Annotated in this window: 13 protein-coding genes; 8 read left to right on the top strand and 5 right to left on the bottom strand. The window is 70.3% G+C overall.

What is annotated here, in order from left to right:
* The first annotated feature begins 292 nt into the window (after positions 1–292).
* From FHS44_RS17100 to FHS44_RS17090, 3 genes are all read left to right on the top strand, one after another.
* Entirely contained in the window at positions 293–2,926 is a 2,634-nt protein-coding gene (locus FHS44_RS17100; RefSeq protein ID WP_184715755.1) for a chitinase C-terminal domain-containing protein, read from the top strand.
* A 161-nt stretch (positions 2,927–3,087) separates the two neighbouring features.
* Complete coding sequence (locus tag FHS44_RS17095; protein WP_184715753.1) at positions 3,088–3,654, top strand: copper resistance CopC family protein; 567 nt, start codon at positions 3,088–3,090, stop codon at positions 3,652–3,654.
* Positions 3,651–4,682, top strand: a complete 1,032-nt coding sequence (locus tag FHS44_RS17090) for a CopD family protein (RefSeq protein WP_184715751.1) — start codon at positions 3,651–3,653, stop codon at positions 4,680–4,682. Before FHS44_RS17095 ends, FHS44_RS17090 begins: the two co-directional genes overlap by 4 nt.
* Here FHS44_RS17090 and FHS44_RS17085 read toward each other — a convergent pair.
* Positions 4,640–5,785 carry a hypothetical protein gene (locus tag FHS44_RS17085; protein WP_312863686.1) on the bottom strand — a complete coding sequence of 382 codons (1,146 nt, stop codon included), beginning with the start codon at positions 5,783–5,785 and terminating at the stop codon, positions 4,640–4,642. The two genes, FHS44_RS17090 and FHS44_RS17085, sit on opposite strands and share 43 nt — an antisense overlap.
* 197 nt (positions 5,786–5,982) lie before the next feature.
* Here FHS44_RS17085 and FHS44_RS17080 point away from each other — a divergent pair, with 197 nt between their 5' ends.
* Positions 5,983–8,529 (top strand): CocE/NonD family hydrolase, encoded by a 2,547-nt coding sequence (locus tag FHS44_RS17080; protein ID WP_184715749.1) that lies wholly within the window; start codon positions 5,983–5,985, stop codon positions 8,527–8,529.
* Positions 8,526–9,437: an ABC transporter permease gene (locus FHS44_RS17075; protein ID WP_184715747.1), complete on the top strand. Its 912-nt coding sequence runs from the start codon at positions 8,526–8,528 to the stop codon at positions 9,435–9,437. Before FHS44_RS17080 ends, FHS44_RS17075 begins: the two co-directional genes overlap by 4 nt.
* 13 nt (positions 9,438–9,450) lie before the next feature.
* Here FHS44_RS17075 and FHS44_RS17070 read toward each other — a convergent pair whose 3' ends face one another.
* Positions 9,451–9,630, bottom strand: coding sequence for a hypothetical protein (locus FHS44_RS17070; protein WP_184716703.1), 180 nt, complete (start codon positions 9,628–9,630; stop codon positions 9,451–9,453).
* Positions 9,631–9,782: 152 nt separating this feature from the next.
* On the opposite strand from FHS44_RS17070, the gene FHS44_RS17065 reads away from it, so the two are divergent.
* Positions 9,783–11,906 (top strand): ATP-binding protein, encoded by a 2,124-nt coding sequence (locus tag FHS44_RS17065; RefSeq protein ID WP_184715745.1) that lies wholly within the window; start codon positions 9,783–9,785, stop codon positions 11,904–11,906.
* Positions 11,907–11,915: 9 nt separating this feature from the next.
* Here FHS44_RS17065 and FHS44_RS17060 read toward each other — a convergent pair whose 3' ends face one another.
* Both FHS44_RS17060 and FHS44_RS17055 read right to left on the bottom strand, forming a co-directional pair.
* The gene (locus FHS44_RS17060; RefSeq protein WP_184715743.1) at positions 11,916–12,827 is read right to left on the bottom strand and encodes a 4-epi-cubebol synthase; all 912 of its coding nucleotides are present in this window, start codon (positions 12,825–12,827) and stop codon (positions 11,916–11,918) included.
* A gap of 130 nt (positions 12,828–12,957) precedes the next feature.
* Positions 12,958–13,353: an ankyrin repeat domain-containing protein gene (locus FHS44_RS17055; protein ID WP_376771599.1), complete on the bottom strand. Its 396-nt coding sequence runs from the start codon at positions 13,351–13,353 to the stop codon at positions 12,958–12,960.
* Between the two features lie 124 nt (positions 13,354–13,477).
* Between FHS44_RS17055 and FHS44_RS17050 the strand changes: the two genes are divergently transcribed.
* Both FHS44_RS17050 and FHS44_RS17045 read left to right on the top strand, forming a co-directional pair.
* Positions 13,478–14,386 carry a proteasome assembly chaperone family protein gene (locus tag FHS44_RS17050; protein ID WP_184716590.1) on the top strand — a complete coding sequence of 303 codons (909 nt, stop codon included), beginning with the start codon at positions 13,478–13,480 and terminating at the stop codon, positions 14,384–14,386.
* A gap of 23 nt (positions 14,387–14,409) precedes the next feature.
* A complete protein-coding gene (locus tag FHS44_RS17045) occupies positions 14,410–15,459 on the top strand; it encodes a Gfo/Idh/MocA family oxidoreductase (protein ID WP_184715739.1) in 1,050 nt (349 codons plus the stop codon).
* Here the strand turns inward: FHS44_RS17045 and FHS44_RS17040 are convergent.
* Positions 15,456–16,253: a tyrosine-protein phosphatase gene (locus FHS44_RS17040; RefSeq protein WP_184715737.1), complete on the bottom strand. Its 798-nt coding sequence runs from the start codon at positions 16,251–16,253 to the stop codon at positions 15,456–15,458. The genes FHS44_RS17045 and FHS44_RS17040 overlap by 4 nt on opposite strands.
* Between the last annotated feature and the right edge of the window lie 74 nt (positions 16,254–16,327).

The following is a 16,327-nucleotide window of genomic DNA, read 5'->3' as shown; positions in this document are numbered from 1 at the left end:
AGGGCCGCCGGAGTCGCCGGGGATTACCCGGGATGCGAATCCGCTGGACACGGGCACGGGCCGTCCCGGCGCGCCGCACGGATCCGGGGTCGTTGGAGCGTGCGTTCGCGGGGGAAGGGCCGTGACCCGCCGTGGCCCAGCAGAGCCACCCCCAACTAACTATCAGGAAACTTTCTTAAAAGAAAGCATTGACGGACCAGGTGGGAGCGCATAGTTTCCAAAATCAACAACCCGTGGGGGGCCTCGGGGTTGGGGTAACTGCTGTGTTTCCTCATTCGGAGGTAGCTCTCCCATGTCCTCACGTTTACGCGCGGGCCTCGCGGCGGCCGGTGCGTCGTTCGCCCTCATCGCCTGTGCCCTCGCGGGCACGGCGACCGCCGCGGCCGACGACTCGTCGTGCCGCCCCGACGGTCTCTACACCACCCCGGGCCTCGACGTGCCCTACTGCCAGGTCTACGACGACGCGGGCCGGGAGAAGATGGGCGCGGACCACCCGCGCCGCATCATCGGCTACTTCACGAGCTGGCGGACCGGCAAGAACGGCCAGCCGTCCTACCTGGCCAAGGACATCCCCTGGGACAAGGTCACCCACCTCAACTACGCGTTCGCGCACGTCGGCTCGGACAACAAGATCTCGGTCGGCGGTGACGGGGCCAACAACCCCGCGACCGGCATGGAGTGGCCGGGGATCGACACCCTCGACCCGTCGCTGTCCTACAAGGGCCATTTCAACCTGCTGAACAAGTACAAGAAGGCCCACCCGAACGTCAAGACGCTGATCAGCGTCGGCGGCTGGGCGGAGACCGGCGGTTACATCGACGACGCGGGCAACCGTCAGGCGTCGGGTGGCTTCTACACGATGACCACCAACGCCGACGGCTCGGCCAACACCGCCGGGATCAACGCCTTCGCCGACTCCTCGGTGGCCTTCATCAGGAAGTACGGCTTCAACGGCGTCGACATCGACTACGAGTACCCGACGTCCATGAAGGACGCGGGCAACCCGCTCGACTGGCAGGTCGGCAACGCCCGCCGCGCCTCGCTGATGAAGAACTACGCGGTGCTGATGAAGACGCTGCGTGACAAGCTCAACGCGGCCTCCGCCGCCGACGGCAAGTACTACCTGCTCTCGGTCGCGGCGCCCTCCTCCGGCTACCTGCTGCGCGGCATGGAGACCTTCCAGGTCACCCAGTACCTGGACTACGTCAACATCATGTCCTACGACCTGCACGGCGCCTGGAACGAGTTCGTCGGCCCGAACGCGGCGCTCTACGACGACGGCAAGGACGCCGAGCTGGCCAAGTGGAACGTCTACAACACCGAGGCGTACGGCGGCATCGGCTACCTCAACACCGACTGGGCCTACCACTACTTCCGCGGCGCGATGCCGGCGGGCCGGATCAACATCGGCGTGCCGTACTACACCCGGGGATGGCGCAACGTCACCGGTGGCACCAACGGCCTGTGGGGCATCTCCAAGAGCACCAGCGGCTGCCCGATCGGCCTGACCACCTGCGGTGACGGCGCACGCGGCATCGACAACCTCTGGCACGACCTGGAGAACAACAGCGAGGTCGGCGGCGGCGGCAACCCGCTCTGGCACGTCAAGAACCTGCTGGACGGCCGCGCCGGATCGTACGGCCCCGCCTACGGTCTCGACCCGAACAAGCCCGACGACAAGCTGACCGGCACCTACACCCGCAACTACAACTCGACCCTGGTCGCGCCGTGGCTGTGGAACGACAGCAAGAAGGTCTTCCTGTCGATGGAGGACGACCAGTCGATCGGCGTCAAGGCCAACTACGTCAAGGACAAGGGCATCGGCGGCCTGATGATCTGGGAGCTGGCCGGTGACTACGCCTGGGACTCCGCCAAGGGCGAGTGGTTCATGGGCAACACCCTCACCAACCAGGTCTACGACACCTTCAAGACCGCCACGCCGTACGGCGCGACCCGGGCGAAGGTCAGCATCCCCGACGAGAAGCTCGACGTCAGCGTGGACATCAGCGGGTTCCCCTCCGGTGACAGCAACTACCCGATCACCGGCAAGCTGAAGGTCACCAACAACTCCAGGACCACGATCCCCAGCGGCGCCGAGTTCCAGTGGGACTACGCCAGCTCCGCCCCCAGGACGGCCAAGGACCAGTCCGGCTACGGCCTGACCGTGATCAGCAGCGAGCACGGCAGCGGCAACAACATCGGCGGCCTGAAGGGCGACTTCAACCGGGTCTCCTTCAAGCTCAAGGCCAACGAGTCGCTGGCGCCCGGCGCGTCGCTGAGCATGGACTACGTCTACTACCTGCCCGCCCCGGCCCCGGCCAACTTCACCGTGAGCTTCGGCGGCAAGACCTACGGCCTGACCGGCGACTACGCCCGCGGTGGCGTGGTGGTCAACCCGACGCCGACGCCCACCGGCACCGGCGGTCCCGGCGGCGACTGCTCGGCTCCCCCGTGGTCGGCCGGTGAGGTCTACAACGGCGGCGCCAAGGTCTCGCACAAGGGCCACGTGTGGCAGGCCAAGTGGTGGACGCAGAACAACGAGCCGGGCACCAACAGCGTCTGGACCGACCTCGGCGCCTGCGTCACCCCGACCGTCACGCCCACCGTCACCCCCACGGTGACGCCGACCGTGACCCCCACCGTCACCCCGACCGTCACGCCCACGGTCACTCCCACTGTGACCCCCACCGTGACGCCCACGGTCACCCCGACGGTCACGCCCACCGTGACCCCGACCGTCACCCCGACCGTGACGCCCACCGTCACGCCGACCGGTAACTTCCCGGCCTGGAAGGCGGGTACGTCCTACACCTCGGGCACCCGGGTGACCTACTCGGGCGTCAACTACGAGTGCCGCCAGGCGCACACCTCCGCCGTGGGCTGGGAGCCCGCGAACGTGCCCGCGCTCTGGCTGCGCCTCAACTAGCCACCTCTCCCATCGGCGCCCGGCGATCCATTCCTGCCACGGATCGCCGGGCGCCCCCGTTTTTCCGCCTCCCCCGGCGCCTTCCCGGCCGATTCCCGCACCCGCCCACCAAGATGGGAGCATTGCGGGAACACGACGAACCCATAGGAAGGCCACGATCGGTGAGGCGGTTACTGACTGTCCTGTTGCTCGCGAGCGCCGCGCTCCTGAGCGTGGTCACCCCGGCGCAGGCCCACAACGTGCTGATCGGCAGCGACCCGGAGAACGGCGCCTCTCTGGCCACGGGCCCCGCGCGGATCACCCTGACCTTCGACCAGACGGTACGGCAGGGCTTCGCGCAGATCAGCGTGACCGGCCCCGGCGGCACCCGCTGGGAGGAGGGCAAGACCACGGTCTCCGACGAGAAGGTGAGCGTCGAGGTCAGACCGCTCGGCCCGGCCGGGCAGTACGTGGCGGGCTACCGCATCCTGTCCTCCGACGGCCACCCGGTGTCGGGCAAGGTGACCTTCACCCTGACCGCCGCGGGCACGGGAACCCCCGCCCAGGCCGCCCCCGGCGCCGCCACGGCCCCGGCGCAGGCGCCCGACCTGAGCGCCCAGGCCGCCGAGGCCGCGCAGAACGGCGGGGCCGGGATGGCCGTGCTGTGGATCGTGGGCGCCCTGGTGCTGCTGGGCGGGGCGACCGTCGTCGCGATGCGCCGCAACGGGAGCCGGGAGGAGACGCGGTGACCGCGACACTGGAGCGCGCCCCCGAGGCCGTCTCGGTCAGGAGGCTGCTGATCGGAGGCTTCGTCTCCGGGGCGCTGCTGGCCGTACTGGCCGCGACGACCATGACCGCCGAGAAGGCCGTGCCGGGCATCGCCGTGCCCGGCCCCCTCGTCGAGTACGGCCTGCCCGTGCTGCGGGTGCTGCTGGACCTCGCGGCGGTCGCCGTGGTGGGGCTCAGCCTGCTGCCGAGAATCCTCGGGTTCGACGACCCCGAGCGCACCGAGCCGGTGATGCGCAGGGCCAGGCCCGCCGCGGTGACGTTCGCCTGGGCGTGGGCGGTGCTGGCCCTTGTCGTCATCGTCTTCCAGACCGCCCAGCTCAACCCGGGAACCGTCCCCACCCCGGCGCTGATCGCCCAGTACGTCAGCAGGTTCGGTAACGGCCAGGGGATGCTCTTCAGCGCCGCCTGCGCGCTCGCCTACGCGGGCATCGGGCTGCTGGCCGTACGGTTCGGGGAGAAGGTGCCCGCGGAGCTGAGGATCGTGGTTGCCTTCTTCGGCCTGCTGCCGATCCCCGTCACCGGGCACGCGGTGAACTCCGTGTGGCACGACCCCATCATGATCTCGATGGAGCTGCACGTGATGGGCTCGGCCGCGTGGACCGGCGGGCTGCTGGTGATCATGCTGCTGGTCGCGAGGGACCGGGAGCTGCTGGCCGCGGTCCTGCCCAGGTTCTCCAGGCTCGCGACGCTGGCCCTGGCGCTGGTGAGCCTCTCAGGGCTCGTCACCGGCCTGGCCTCGATGGCCCTGACCCCGGGGGTCGAACTGCCCGGGGCGCTGCTCAACCGCGACTACGGGCTGCTGCTGCTCGCCAAGGCCGGGTGCGTGGCGCTGCTGATCCCGTTCGCCGCCCACATCAGGTTCCGTCTGCTGCCGCGCATCGCCGCGCGGCAGGGAACGGCCGTCGTCGCGTGGGCGGCGGCGGAACTCACCGTGATGGGCCTGGCCTACGGGTTCGCGGTCGCGCTCACCACGGCCTCCATATCCTGACCCCGGAGCCCGAAGCGGGTCAGCGCCCACTCCGCGCCCAGCCAGAGCAGCGCCAGCAGCGCCCCGCCCATCGCCACGACCGTCGTCGGGACCAGCGGCGGGGTGAGGTAGGCGGCGCTCTGCAGGCGCAGCGCCTGGTCCACGACGACGGTCACCGCGACCGACCCGGCCAGCGCCCGCACCACCGGGTTCCTGATCAGGAACGCCAGGTCGATCATGAGCGCCCCGGCGATCATGAAGACCGGGACCGCGGAGCGCGGGAAGCCCGTCACGGCCAGCAGCGGCCAGATGAGGGCGCGGTAGGCGACGTAGGAGGCCGCCACGGCGGTCGCGGTGAGGATCCGTCCCGTCATCGCGCGGGCGACGACCAGGACGATCATGGCCGCGGCCACCCCGTAGACCGGGTAGAGCTCGTCGGGCACCGGGAGCGAGAACCTGACCACCATGGGCCGGTCGATGGCGCGACCCATCTGGTCGGCGGCGAACTGCAGCAGGATGGGCTCTGCCTCTGGGCGTCCCCTGTCCCAGGCGGCGATGCCGAACACGCCGTACTCCTGGTGCTGTGCCGGGAACCACACGTTCTCCAGCAGGAAGACGCACAGGGCGCCGAGGACCACCGTGCGCGTGCGCCCCGGGGGCGCTCCCATGAACCAGCCCCTGGTCACCCCGGAGACCATCAGCAGCGTGCCGATGTAGAGCATCATGTGCGACGGGCTCCACGAGGTGATGTCGAGCCCGTTGACACGGTGGTTGATGAGGTCGAGCGGGACCGCGATGAGGAAGACCGCGGTGCCCCAGCCGATGAGACGCTGCGAGGTCCTGTCCACGCCGTAACCGGTGTAGAGGTGGACGATCGTGAGCGTGAGGGCGATGGCGGTGCCGACGCTGTTGAGCAGGTGCGGTGGCGCCAGGTCGTCACGCAGCCACTTGAAATGCCACGAGACGTCCCACGAGGCGCCGAGGACCTTGAACGAGAAGGCGACAAGCCAGCCGAAATAGAGCACCCGGAACAGGTCCTCGGGGGTCTGCCTGCCCGCCTTTCCCCTGGTCCAGTAGGGCAGCGCCCACTGGATGGCCTGGATGGCGCTTCGTTTTGGACTCACGACGAACTTCACGCGCGAAATGATGCCCGTCCTTTACCTTGGTCCGCAATCAGGAACATCCCTGAGAGATCGACAGGGGTTAGTCCCATACGGCGATGCTTGCACCCTTCAAGGGGTTTTGTCGCCACTTGCTCCTCATGTTCTCGCTGTCTGACCGTCTCAGGAGGCTCTCAGCCTGCCCTCAGTAAGCTCACCGCATGAAGCTCGCGGGCAAGCCTGTCGCCTGGATCGCGCTGGTCGCCGTACTGGCCGCCGCCGTGGCCGTCTGGATCCTGTGGCCGTCCCCCTCGGGGGCACGTCCCCAGGAGCAGAGCATCACGGTGCTCGACGGCCCCCGTGACGACCAGCGGGTCACACTGGACGCGACGTTCTTCCCGCCCGCCGGGGGCGGCAGGGCCCCCGCGGTGCTGCTGGCCCACGGCTTCGGCGGCAGCAAGCAGAGCGTCCGGGAGGCGGCCGTACGGCTCGCCGGAGACGGCTACGCCGTGCTGACCTGGTCAGCAAGGGGCTTCGGCCGCTCGACGGGACAGATCGCGCTCAACTCCCCCGACTACGAGGTCAAGGACGTGCGCCAGCTCGTCGACTGGCTGGCCAGACGGCCCGAGGTCAGGCTCGACGAGGCCGGGGACCCGAGGGTCGGCGTCGCAGGCGGCTCCTACGGCGGCGCCATCGCGCTGATGGCCGCCGCCCACGACGACCGGATCGACGCGATCGTCCCCCAGATCACCTGGCACGACCTGGCCGACGCGCTCTTCCCCGAGGCGGGCGGCAGGGGCCCGCAGGACGGGGTGTTCAAGCGCATGTGGGCCGGGCTGTTCTTCAGCAGGGGCGGCACCTCCCCCGCCCCCGTCCCCGGGGCGCCGAGGGCCGTCACCGAAGAGGCGCCACCGGCGAGCGCGCAGGAGGTCAGGTGCGGCCGGTTCCTGCCCGAGCTGTGCGACGTCTACCAGAAGATCGCCGAGACGGGCCGGGCGACGCCGGAGGCGGTCGAGACCCTGCGCAGGTCGAGCCCCGTCTCCGTGCCCGGCAGGATCAGGATCCCCACGCTACTGATCCAGGGGACACGCGACTCGCTGTTCACCCTCGCCCAGGCCGACGCCAACGCCAGAGCCGTGGCCGCGACCGGCGCCCCGGTCTCCGTCGCCTGGTTCGACGGCGGCCACGACGGCGGCGACGGCGAGATCGACTGGCTCCACGAGCGGACCGCCGCCTGGTTCGCCCGCTACCTGAAGGGCGAGAGCGGGCAGGCCGAGGCCCCGTTCACCGTCACCCGCGACGGCGGACGCGACCCCGGCACCCGCCGCCCCGTCCAGCTTCACGCCACCTCCCCCGCCTACCCCGGCCTGTACGGCGCGGCGACGACCCAGATCCCCCTGGAGGGCCCCGCCCAGCCGGTCGCCAACCCGCCCGGCGGCTCCCCCTCCTCGATCTCCTCGGTGCCCGGCTTCGGCGTCCCCACGGGGGCCGGGCTGAGCCTGTCCACCGAGATGCCGGGGCAGAGCGCCCACTTCGACTCCGCCCCGCTCACCGCCCCGCTCCAGGTCACCGGTGGCTCCACGGTCCGGGTCAGGGTGCGTACCGAGGGCGACTCCAAGGACGGGGTGACGCTGTTCGCCAAGCTCTACGACGTCGGCGTGGGCACCCAGGCCCCGGTCCTGCCCGACGGCCTGGTCGCCCCGGTGCGGGTCGCCGTCTCCTCCGGCGGTACGGGCGAAGCCACCGTCACGCTGCCCGTCATCGATCACCGTTTCGACGCCGGGCACCGGCTGCGGGTCGCCTTCACCACGACCGACCTCGGCTACAGCACCCCGGCCGCCCCGGCCGTCTACCAGGTCGAGCTGGCCTCCCCCGCGCTGACCGTCCCGACGGACGCCGCGCTGCGGACCCCGCCCAACGGGCCGTCCTGGTGGACGTGGGCGCTGCCCGCCGTCGCGGTCGTGGTCGCGGCGCTCCTGCTGCTCGCCGGGCGCCGGCGCCGCCGTACGGACCACGACCCGGACCTGGCCGACGTCCCGCTGCGGATCGACGGCCTGACCAAGGCCTACCGCAACGGCGAACTGGCGGTCGACGACCTGTCCTTCACCGTGGAACGCGGCCAGGTGCTCGGCCTGCTCGGCCCCAACGGCGCGGGAAAGACCACGACGATGCGGATGATGATGGGCCTGATCCACCCCGACGCGGGCGAGATCAGGATCTTCGGCCACCGGGTCTCCCCCGGCGCCGCCGTGCTGTCGCGGCTGGGCTCCTTCGTCGAGGGGCCCGGCTTCCTGCCGCACCTGACGGGACGGGCCAACCTGGAGCTCTACTGGCGGGCCACAGGGCGTCCTGAGCGGGACGCCCACTTCGCCGAGGCCCTGGAGATCGCCGGGCTCGGCGGCGCCCTCGACCGCGCGGTGCGGACCTACTCCCAGGGCATGCGCCAGCGCCTGGCCATCGCCCAGGCCATGCTCGGCCTGCCCGACCTGCTGGTCCTCGACGAACCGGCAAACGGCCTCGACCCGCCCCAGATCCGGGAGATGCGCGAGGTCCTGATCGCCTACGCGGCGCGGGGTCGTACGGTCATCGTCTCCAGCCACCTGCTCGCCGAGGTCGAGCAGACGTGCGGCCACGTGGTGGTCATGCACCGGGGACGCCTGGTCACCGCGGGGCCGGTACGTGAACTGCTGAACGGGCACGGTCCGGGTAACGGCTCGGGCAGCCGTCTTGAGGACGTGTTCCTTGACCTGATCGGGGAGAAGGCATGAGCGAGATCCTGGCGCGGGCCGATTCGGCGGTCGAGGAGGTCCCCGAGACCCCGGGGCGGGGCGACGGCCGGGCCGCCGGTTACCTGCCTGGCCGTACGCTGCCGCTCTCCGTGGAGTTCGCCAGGCAGTTCAGGCGGCGCCGCACGCTGGTGATGTTCGGCCTGCTGCTGGCGCTGCCGTGGGTGCTGGTCGCCGCCTTCGAGCTGGGCGCTGGCTCCGGCCAGCCGACGGGCACGCTGCGCATGTCCGACCTGGCGACCGAGGGCGGCCTGAACTTCGCGGCGTTCGCGCTGTCGGTCTCGGCGAGCTTCCTGCTGGTCGTGGCGGTCGCGCTGTTCTGCGGCGACACGGTGGCCAGCGAGGCGAGCTGGTCCTCGCTGCGTTACCTGCTGGCCGCCCCGGTCCCCAGGGACAGACTGCTGCGGCAGAAGCTGGTGGTCGCCCTGGCCTACTCGGCGGCGGCGGTCGTCTGCCTGCCGGTGATGGCGCTGCTCGCCGGGACCCTGGCGTTCGGCTGGAACGACGTGCGGGTGCCGGGCACCGGCGAGACGGTCGCCGCGCTGGACGTGCTGCCCCGGTTCGGGATCGTGGTCGGCTACGTGCTGGTCAGCCAGTTCGTGGTCGCCGCGCTCGCCTTCCTGCTCTCCGTCGGCACGGACTCACCGCTCGGCGCCGTCGGCGGGGCGGTCGGCCTGGTGATCGTCAGCGGCATCCTGCAGGCGGTGGACGCGCTGGGCTCGCTGCGGGAGTTCCTGCCGACGTTCTGGAGCACGGCGTGGCTTGACGCCCTCGCGCCGCAACCCGACTACGGCGGAATGGTCAAGGGCGTGGCCGTCTCGGTCACCTACTCGGTGGTCCTGGTCGCCCTCGCCTTCCGCCGGTTCCGGCGCAGGGACGTGGTCTCGTGAGCTGGGGCCGTTCCTACCAGTGGGGCGGCCGATCCTCCAGCAGCCTGTCGTCGTCGCTGGGCTCGCGCCACGCGCCCCAGCCGATGTCGGTGTCGTCCGCTGTCTGGTCGGGCAGGATCGGCGGGCCGTCGTCAGAGAGATCGACGGGACGCAGATCATCAGGATGCAGGTCGTCGGGCTCAAGCGAAGTCACGGGTCCATGCTAGCCAGCGTGACGCCCACTCCTCCGCACCACGAGTGGACGGTTGGGGAAACTCCTGCCCGCTTCCCGTCCTCAGGGACAGCCGACTGTCCGGACGGGTACGATGCGGAAGGTCAGGTGTCAGCTACCCCCGTGAGGCGGCCATGGCAGCGCCATCAGGATGGCGGCGAGACGGCAATCTCCCGAACGAGCTCACCAGCTTCGTCGGGCGCACCAGGCTCCTGACCATTCTGCGACAGCGGTTGCGCGAGCACCGCCTCGTCACCGTGACCGGCATCGGCGGGGTCGGCAAGTCGCGTACGGCGCTGCGCGTCGCGCACCAGATGCGCGGCCAGTTCAAGGACGGCATCTGGTTCGCCGACATCGCCAGGCAGCGTGATCCCAGCCTGCTCAGGCACACGATCAACTCGGCCCTCGGCATCGCCGACCAGTCGTCCCGCTCTCCGGAGGAGACGCTGGTCGAGTGGCTCAACGACCGCGAGGTCCTGCTGGTCATCGACGCCTGTGAGCACGTGACCGAGGCCTGCGCCAGGCTCTTCGAGGACCTGCTGACCCGGGTGAGCGGCCTGACCATCCTGGCGACCAGCCGCCACTCGCTCAACGCCAGGGGCGAGCACACGGTCACCGTGCCGCCGCTGGCCCTGCCCGGCAGCGTGCCGGGTGAGAACGTCTTCACCAACGAGGCCCTGATGCTGTTCGCCGAGCGGGCGAGCGCGGCGGTTCCCGGCTTCGAGCTCGACGAGCGCAACGTCAGCTCCGTCAGCGAGCTGTGCCGCCGCCTCGACGGCATCCCGCTGGCCATCGAGCTGGCGGCGGTGCGGCTGCGGGCGCTGTCCGTCGAGCAGATGATCGACCTGCTGGCCGACCGGTTCAGCCTGCTCGCGGGCGCCAGCCGTACGGCGTTGCCCAGGCACCAGACGCTGCGCGCGGCGATCGGCTGGAGCCATGAGCTGTGCGAGCCCGCCGAGCGGCTCCTGTGGGCGCGGCTCTCGGTCTTCGCGGGTGACTTCGAGCTTGACGCCGCCCACTACGTGTGCGCCGGGGACAACCTTCCCCACGAGAACATCGTCGACCTCATCTCCAGCCTGGTCGAGAAGTCGATCCTGCTCAGCAGCGGCACCCCGTCGGGGCACCGCTACCGGCTGATCGACACGCTGCGCGACTACGGCGAGGAGTGGCTCAAGCACCTGAACGAGAAGGAGCGCATCAAGGAGCGGCACCGTGACTACTACCTGCAGCTTGCCCTCAAGAGCGAGGAGGCCTGGTCGGGTGCCCGCCAGGTCTACTGGCACGTCCGGATGCGCCACGAGCACGACAACGTCAGGGTCGCCCTCGACTACTGCCTGAACACTCCGGGCGAGATGGTCGCGGGGCTGAAGCTGCTCTCCTCACTGTGGTTCATGTGGGTGGCCTGCGGGCTGGCGCGCGAGGGCAGGCTCTACCTTGAGAAGACCCTGGAGCTGTCACCGGAACCGTGTCCCGAGCGGTGCAAGGCGCTGTGGGTGCTCTCCTACATCAACAGTGCCCAGGGCAACATCACCGGCGCCATCGAGGCTGCCGAGAAGTGCAGCGCGGAGGCGGTGCGCATCGGCGACTCGGGTGCGGTGATCCTGGCGACGAAGATGCTCGGCACGGCGGCCTTCCTCCAGAACGACCTGCACAAGGCGAGCGCGCTGCTCGGTGTCGCCATCGAGTTCCACAAGAGCGGCAGGGAGCTGAACCCGGGTCTGCTGCCCTCGATCGTCGAGCTGTCGATGGTGCTGCTCATGCAGGGCGACCCCGGCGAGGCCGAGACGCTGCTGCGCGACTGCATCACGGTGTGCACCCAGCGCGGTGAGCTGTGGTTGCGCTCCTACGCCATCTACGCGCTGGCCAGCGTCTCGCAGGCGATGGGCCGTCCCGCAGAGGCCATGACGAACGCGCGTGAGGCGCTGCGGCTGAAGGGTTACTTCCACGACGTCCTGGGTGTCGGCCTGGCGATCGAGGTGGTCGCGAGGCAGGCCCTCGAAGCGAACCAGCCCGAGCTGGCCTCGCGGCTGATGGGCGGTGGCCAGGCGCACTGGCGCACGTTCGGGTTGCCGCAGCTCGGTTCGCCCTTCTTCAACGCCGAGCACGACCGCTGCGTCAAGGAGTGCAAGGAGCTTCTGGGTGAGCAGGCGCACGAGGAGGCCTTCGCCGCCGGGAAGAAGCTGAGCCTGGAGGAGCTGATCGCCCTCGCACTCGGGGAGCACGGGCAGGAGACCGCCGACCCGCTCCTCCAGGACTGAGGCGTCCCCTCACTCCTCGGAGAGCCGCTTCTGCCAGGCCACCGTGTAGCGGGAGCTGGTCAGTGAGTAGTCGACGCTTCCGCTGATCCAGAACTCCAGGCCGCGCACGTAGGCGCGCACCGCCTCGGAGCCGAGCGCCTCCAGCGAGGGACGCCGTTCGATCATGTTGGCGATGGCCTGGTTGCGCATCGTGCCGATCCGCTCCATCGCGGTCTGCCGGGAGACCTTTCCGTGTACGGCCAGCACGTTCACCAGGTTGTTGCGGGCGTTTCCGCCCTCGCTCTCCTTGGCGTAGGAGATGAGGTCGTTGTCCCAGACGACGACGTCGTTGGCGCTCTCGGTGATCGCGCGCATGGCGGGGTGACGCCACTCCTCGGGGGTGAGGCGGTGGCCCGCCGCGATGTCGATCAGGGCGAAGACCGTGAGCATGGCGCCGGTCCTGCGCCGCATGAACAGGTAGTCCTCAAGGGAGGGGACCACCTCGTCCTCGCGGTTGGCGGCCTCCCAGACCTGCGCGAAGAGGTAGTCCTTCGTGACGGCGCACCAGCGGTCGAGCTGGTCGCCGTCGGCGTGCGCGGCGATCCTGTTCTTGATCTCCAGCAGCGTCCTGGCGAACCGGTCCTCGACCACGTATCCGCCGTCCAGGCCTTCGAGGACGGCGTAGAACTGGGGCAGCGCACGGGCTATCTCGGCGGCTCTGCGGTCGGACTCGCAGAAGGCGTCGTCGAAGGCGAACAGCCACACGCACCAGTCGGTCACCAGGCGGAGCAGGTCGTGTTCCGCGTAGGGGTAGGTCCGGCCACCGAGCCAGCCGTACCTCGCCTGTCTGTAGCGCTCGACCGTCTCGGCGTCCCTGAGCATTCCCGAGGCGATGAGCCACTCCAGGGTCTCCCGGTCGACTCTCTCGACGTGGGGACTCACCTCACTCGGGAAGGGGCAGGGGAGCGGGGGGATGTGCAGACGCTGATCGGACTGAGGTGTAGTAGTAGTTCCCACCTGTCAAGGATCGCTGAACGCCAGATGATTTCAATATGTCGCCATATAGGAGACATCACAAATCGGGATAACGTTCAAACCACTTCAGATACTGTTCGTGGCCGAACATCTGTGCGGCCTCCCTCGCGGAGGGGGTTCCCTGGTCCGGATCGGCGCCCGCGTCCAGGAGTGCCCTGATCACCTCGGGTTCCTTCTTGAAGACCGCCCCGGACAGCGGGGTCTGCCCCCTGTCGTTCGCCAGGCCGGGGTCGGCGCCGAGGGCGGTCAGCGCCCTGACGGTCTCGGCGTGGCCGTGGTAGGCGGCGAGCATCACGAGGGTGTCGCCCCGGTCGTTCCTCAGGTTGGCCGGGACCCCGGCCTCGACGTACGCGCGGAGTCTGTCGGTCTCGCCCGCTCTGGCCAGGTCGAACAGGCGGGTGGCGAACTCCTCCAGCTCAGGGTCGGACTGCATGCGAACCATTCTGCCCCGGTAGGGTTCCCTGTGATCGCCGGGGGCAGGCGGAATTCCGAGGAATTCACCGGACGGCCCGGGGGTTCATGTTGTGGAGAGACGACCGAGGAAAGGCTGGGAGACGGTGTTCGACCCGACGGATCTCTACCGGCTCAGCGAAGAGGTCCCTGAGCTGACCGATCCGGTGCTTCTCTACCACTTCGACGGGTTCGTGGACGCGGGCGGCGCGGGGCGGCTCGCCCTCGGCCACCTGCTGAGCGAGCTGGAGCACCGCGTCGTGGCGACGTTCGACGTGGACCGCCTGCTCGACTACCGGTCCCGGCGTCCGATCATGACCTTCGACACCGACCGCTGGGTTTCCGTGGAGAGCCACGAGCTCGCCCTGCGCCTGGCCCACGACACGACGGGAACCCCGTTCCTGCTGCTCACCGGCCCCGAGCCCGACCGCGAGTGGGAGCTGTTCGCCGAGGCCCTCGGCACGCTCGTCACCCGCCTCGGCGTCGGCAGGCTGGTGACCCTGCACGGCATCCCGATGGCCGTGCCGCACACCCGCCCGCTCGGGATCACCGGTCACGGCAGCCGCCCCGAGCTGGTCTCCGGCCAGGGCAGCGCCTTCGGCAGGGTCCAGGTCCCCGGGAGCGCCGCCGCGCTCGTGGAGTTCCGGCTCGGCGCCCAGGGGCACGACGCCCTCGGATACGCCGTGCACGTCCCGCACTACCTCGCCCAGGCGGAGTATCCCGCGGCGGCGCTGGCCGCGCTCGACGCGGTCACCAGGAGCACCGGCCTGGCGTTCCCGCTCGACGGCCTGCGTGAGGCGGCGACCAGGACCGACGCCGAGATCGCCGAGCAGATCAGCGCCTCCGACGAGCTCTCGACGGCCATCAAGGGCCTGGAGCAGCAGTACGACGCCTTCGCGGCGGGCTCGCAGCACGAGAACCTGATGGCCGAGACCTCCGAGATGCCCACCGGTGACGAGCTGGCCGCCCAGTTCGAGGCCTTCCTCGCCGAGCGCGACGAGCAGCGCGGTGACTGACCGGGCAGGGCGGGTGTCCCGCGATGGGTGAGACGGTGCCCGCCCTGCGTGTCGGTCTCGTCGGGTACGGCGTGGCCGGATCGCTCTTCCACGCCCCACTGATCGCCGCGACCCCCGGGCTGAGCCTGTCGACCGTGGTGACGCGCTCCCCCGAGCGGGCCGCCGAGATCGCCAAGAAGTACGGCGCGCGGGTGGTCGGCGACGCCGAGGAGCTGTGGGGCGCCTGCGACCTGGTCGTGGTCGCCTCCCCCAACCGCACCCACGTCCCACTGGCCGAGGCCGCGCTGCGCAGCGGGGTGCCGGTCGTGGTCGACAAGCCGCTCGCGGCGACCGCGGCGCAGGCCAGGGGGCTGGCGGAGCTGGCGCGTGAGCGCGGCCTGATGCTGAGCGTGTTCCAGAACCGGCGCTGGGACGGCGACTTCCTGACGATCAGGCGGCTGCTGTCGTCCGGGGAGCTGGGCACGGTGAACCGCCTTGAGTCCCGGTTCGAGCGCTGGCGGCCCGTCCCGAAGGGCGGCTGGCGGGAGGCGGGCGGCGCCGAGGAGGTCGGCGGCCTGCTGTACGACCTCGGCAGTCACCTGGTCGACCAGGCCCTGCGCCTGCTGGGGCCGGTGACGCACGTCTACGCCGAGTCCGACGCCAGGCGGGCCGGGATCTCCGCCGACGACGACACCTTCGTCGCGCTGACGCACGCCGAGGGCGCCCGCTCCCACCTGTGGGTGAGCGCGGTCTCGCCCATGCCCGGCCCCCGGTTCCTGGTGGCGGGCTCGAAGACCGGTTACCTGAAGCACGGGCTCGACGTGCAGGAGGAACGGCTGCGCGCCGGGCTCTCCCCCAGCGCCCCCGGCTTCGGCGACGAGCCGCCGCAGCGGTGGGGCACGCTGGGGGCCGGTGAGGACCTCCATCCGGTCCGCACCGAACCCGGCGCCTACCTCGACTTCTACCGTGGCGTCGTGGCGAGCCTGCGCGAGGGGGCGCCCGCCCCGGTCGATCCCTGGGAGGCGGTCGAGACCCTCACGGTCCTGGAGGCCGCCCGCCGTTCGGCCACCGAGGGCGTCGGCGTGAAGCTCTAGTCACGCAGGCGCGAACGCAGGGCCTGGGAGTCGTTCTCGTTCCACCCCTGGGCGCCGAGCCAGGCCAGCGGCCCGCCGAAGCGGTTGTCGAGCACGTCGAGGAACTGCTCGATGTACTCCGCGCGTGGCCGGTGGTCGTCGGCGGGGCGGGCGTCGAGGTCGTCACGGTAGGTGGGGCTCGACCGCAGGCGCGCCAGGATGTGCTCGATGCGGTCGCCGGTCGCGACGTAGTCGGAGACGATCGCCTCCCGGGTGACCCCGGCGACCTCCAGGGCCAGGGCGCTGACCACGCCGGTGCGGTCCTTGCCCGCGGCGCAGTGCACGATGGCGGCGCCGTCGTCGTGGGCCAGGGCCCGCAGCGCGGCCAGGACCGAGTCGGGGCGGTTGTGGAGGTAGCCGTAGTAGAAGCCGGTCACCCGCAGCTCGGCGAGGGTGTCCTCGTCCATGTCCTGCCAGGGCAGCACCCGCTCGGCGTCGATCCTGTCGGCCTCGACGTCGGTGTTCACGCCACCCTCGGCGAAGAGGGTGAGGTGGTGGATGCTCACCTCGGGGAAGCGGGTGAGTGGTCCCGGACCCTCCAGGGTCACCTCGGCCACCGAGCGCAGGTCAACGACGTGGCGGAGCTTGAGGTCCCCGACGAGCAGGCCGAGGTCGCGTTCCGTCAGTCCCTGCAGGTTGTCCGACCGGTACACCCGGCCGAAGCGTGTGGTCCCGCCGTCCTTCGTCGTGAGCCCGCCGAGGTCACGGACGTTGACGGCACCTTCAAGATGAATCCATCGCGTCAGTTCGTTCATCACTGAAGAGCTTATACGTCGGGGTATGACCAGTCAGTGAACACCCGGGACCATTTGTCGCAAATAACGGCGCC

It is taken from the genome of Streptosporangium saharense, from assembly GCF_014203715.1.
Lineage (GTDB): Bacteria > Actinomycetota > Actinomycetes > Streptosporangiales > Streptosporangiaceae > Streptosporangium > Streptosporangium saharense.
Note: the sequence above shows the minus strand (reverse complement) of the source record. Positions and strands in the feature narration are given on the sequence as shown.

What these genes read in the sequence shown, in the direction of transcription:
- FHS44_RS17100 (WP_184715755.1), top strand. Translation starts at nt 293, where the DNA reads ATGTCCTCACGTTTACGCGCGGGCCTCGCGGCGGCCGGTGCGTCGTTC.
- FHS44_RS17080 (WP_184715749.1), top strand. Translation starts at nt 5,983, where the DNA reads ATGAAGCTCGCGGGCAAGCCTGTCGCCTGGATCGCGCTGGTCGCCGTA.
- FHS44_RS17075 (WP_184715747.1), top strand. Translation starts at nt 8,526, where the DNA reads ATGAGCGAGATCCTGGCGCGGGCCGATTCGGCGGTCGAGGAGGTCCCC.
- FHS44_RS17065 (WP_184715745.1), top strand. Translation starts at nt 9,783, where the DNA reads ATGGCAGCGCCATCAGGATGGCGGCGAGACGGCAATCTCCCGAACGAG.
- FHS44_RS17055 (WP_376771599.1), bottom strand. Translation starts at nt 13,353, where the DNA reads ATGCAGTCCGACCCTGAGCTGGAGGAGTTCGCCACCCGCCTGTTCGAC.
- FHS44_RS17045 (WP_184715739.1), top strand. Translation starts at nt 14,410, where the DNA reads ATGGGTGAGACGGTGCCCGCCCTGCGTGTCGGTCTCGTCGGGTACGGC.
- FHS44_RS17040 (WP_184715737.1), bottom strand. Translation starts at nt 16,253, where the DNA reads ATGAACGAACTGACGCGATGGATTCATCTTGAAGGTGCCGTCAACGTC.